This is a genomic window from Geomonas sp., assembly GCF_056994735.1.
Genome location: NZ_JBXKJL010000309.1, coordinates 1 through 2,795 on the forward strand (window position 1 = coordinate 1; position 2,795 = coordinate 2,795).

1 protein-coding gene is annotated in these 2,795 nt (G+C 61.9%); it reads right to left on the reverse strand.

Annotated features, from left to right (window positions below; all coding sequences use genetic code 11):
* Positions 1 to 2,794 (reverse strand): cache domain-containing protein (locus AC11W3_RS13800; RefSeq protein WP_484088469.1); only part of this gene is annotated, 2,794 nt, incomplete at its 3' end.
* Position 2,795 lies beyond the last annotated feature (1 nt).

Sequence of the window (2,795 nt, forward strand, 5' to 3'; positions counted from 1 at the left end):
CGACGCTCCTGGTCGACAGTTCCGAGATCTCACCGGCCGCTTTCTGGCTCCGCTCCGCAAGCTTGCGCACCTCGGAGGCCACGACCGCGAATCCCTTGCCATGCTCCCCGGCCCGGGCAGCCTCGATGGCGGCATTGAGCGCCAGCAGGTTGGTCTGGCGCGAGATCTCCTCGATGATGGAGATCTTTCCCGCGATCTCCTTCATGGCACCTACCGTCTCCATGACGGCCTTTCCGCCTTCCTGTGCGTTGCCTGCCGACTTGGTCGCCATCTTCTCCGTCTGCATCGCATTGTCGGCGTTCTGCCTGATGTTCGAGGACATCTGTTCCATCGAGGAGGAGACCTCTTCGGCCGATGCCGCCTGCTCGCTCGCTCCCTGGGACATCTGTTCCGAATTGGCTGAAAGCTCCTGGCTCCCGGAGGCTACGTTGCTGACCGCAGCCTTGACATCCGCCACCACGTCCCTGAGCTTCTGGACCATCGCCCCTAGTGCCAGCAACAGTTCGTCCTCCGCTGAACGTTCTTTTATCTCGACGGTCAGGTCCCCTTCGGCAATCTGCTTGGCGGCATCCGCGACGTGGCGCATGGCGCTGACGGAGCTGTTGACGGCGTTCGCGATGGAGTCGAAGGTTTCCTTCACCTCCCTGGTGTCGCTGTCGGCGGGCTCGGTGACCAGGGTGAAGTTGACCTCGCCCTTGGCCAGCTTGCCGAGACCGTCGACGAGCTTCCGGGTCTCGTTGTTCTGGTAGTCCGAGATCTTCCTTGCCTGCCGCGCGGCCGTCTTCACCGCGGTCAAGTCCGTCACCACCTCGAAGGCACCGATGATCTTGCCGGTCCCGTCCTTGATCGGGACGCCGGTGTAGGAGATGTCCAGATCGACCCCGGCGGCGGGATGGGCGTCGGTCTCGCTGGTGGCGTCCCGGCCGTCCGAGATCGCCCGGTAGCAGGCGCAGTTCTGGGTCTTGCAGTCGGCGGTCTTGAAGTGATCGTAGCATTTCGTGCCGATCACCGTGGCCTGGGTCTTCCCGCCGACCTTGGCGCCGAGCTCGTTCATGTACTGCACCGTGAAGTCCTTATCGATGATCATGGCGGGAGCAGGCATGTTGTCCAGGATACCGACCAGGCGGGCGATGGTCCCGTTGATCCCCTCCATCAACCTGCCGAAGTCGCCCTGGTGCAGGGAGGCATCGGCGCGGTAATAGAGCCTCCCCTCCACCGCGGCTTTCGCCAGCATATCAGCGTCGGCCACCAATGATTTCACCGCCTCGGCGGTGCGGTTGACTGCGGTCGCGATGGAGTCGAAGGTTTCCTTGACCTCTTCGGTGTCGCTGTCGGCGGGCTCCGTGCCCAAGGTGAAGTTGACGTCGCCCTTGGAGAGCTTGCCGAGGCCGTCGACGAGCTTGCGGGTCTCGTTGTCCTGGTACTGGGCGATCTTCGTCGCCCGCCGTGCCGCACTCTTCACCGTGGTCAGGTCCGTCACCACCTCGAAGGCGCCGACGACATTGCCGTTGCCGTCCTTGATCGGAACGCCGGTGTAGGAGATTTCCAGATCAACCCCGGCAGCCGGGTGTGCGTCGGTCTCGCTGGTCGCCTCACGGCCGCCCGAGATCGCCTTGTAGCAAGCGCAGTTCGGGGTCTTGCAGTCCGAGGTCTTGAAATGATCGTAGCATTTGGTGCCGATCACCGCGGCCCGGGTCTTCCCGCCGGCACTGGCCCCCAGTTCGTTCATGTACTGCACGGTGAAGTCGGTGTCGATAATCATCGCCGGAGCCGGCATGCTGTCCAGGAGACCGACCAGTCGGTCGATGGTCCCGTTCACACCTTCCATCAGTCTGCCGAAGTCGCCCCTGTGCGCGGAAGCGTCGGCGCGATAGGTCAGTCTTCCCTCGAGCGCGGCTTTGGCCAGCATGTCCGCGTCGGCTATCAGCGACCTCACCGCCTCGGCGGTGACATTGAGGTTTTTGGAGAGGATATCCTTCTCCGATTTCACCGTTAACGCTATGTCAAGATCGCCCGCTGCGATCCTTTCAGCCGCCTGTGCGGCCCCCCGTATGTTGGACACCATCCGTTGCATGGCCTCGGCCAGCCTGCCCGTTTCGTCATGTGAATCCGCGGTGATCTCGACATCGACATCCCCGGCGGCCAGCCGGTCGGCAGCAGAGATGACCTTTTTGATCCCGTGGCTGATCCTCGAAGAGACGAGGTAGCCGAGGGAAATGAGCAGGGCGATGATCACCAGGGTCGCAGCCCCGATCGCCCATTGAATTGCCGCCAGGTCCTTCTGCAGGTCGTCGACGTAGATGCCGCTACCGATCACCCAACCCCACGGTCGGTAAATTTTCACGTACGATAGCTTCTTGACCGGGACGGCCGATCCGGGCTTCGGCCACAGGTAATCGACCACGCCTTCGCCCTTGGTCTTGGCGACCTGGGCCATCTCGACGAAGACGGCCTTGCCGTTGGCATCTCTCGTGCCGCTTTGATCCTGCCCATCGAGCTCAGGCTTCACGGGATGCATCAACATCTTGGCGTTGAGGTCGTTGATCCAGAAGTATTCCTTCCCGCTGTAGCGCAGCAGCCTGATGCGGTCCTTCGCCCTTTTCTGCGCTTCCTCCAGGGAGAACTCTCCCTTCCTCGCTCTTTCGTCGTACTCGGCGATGAGTGCCACAGGAAGATCGACTACCGATCTCAAGCCTACCTCTCTCTCCTCGAGCAGCTTCTTATCAACCGTTGGTACCAGGAAGAGGAAATTGGCAGCAGTGATAATGACAAGTGATACCAGCGATATTGCCATC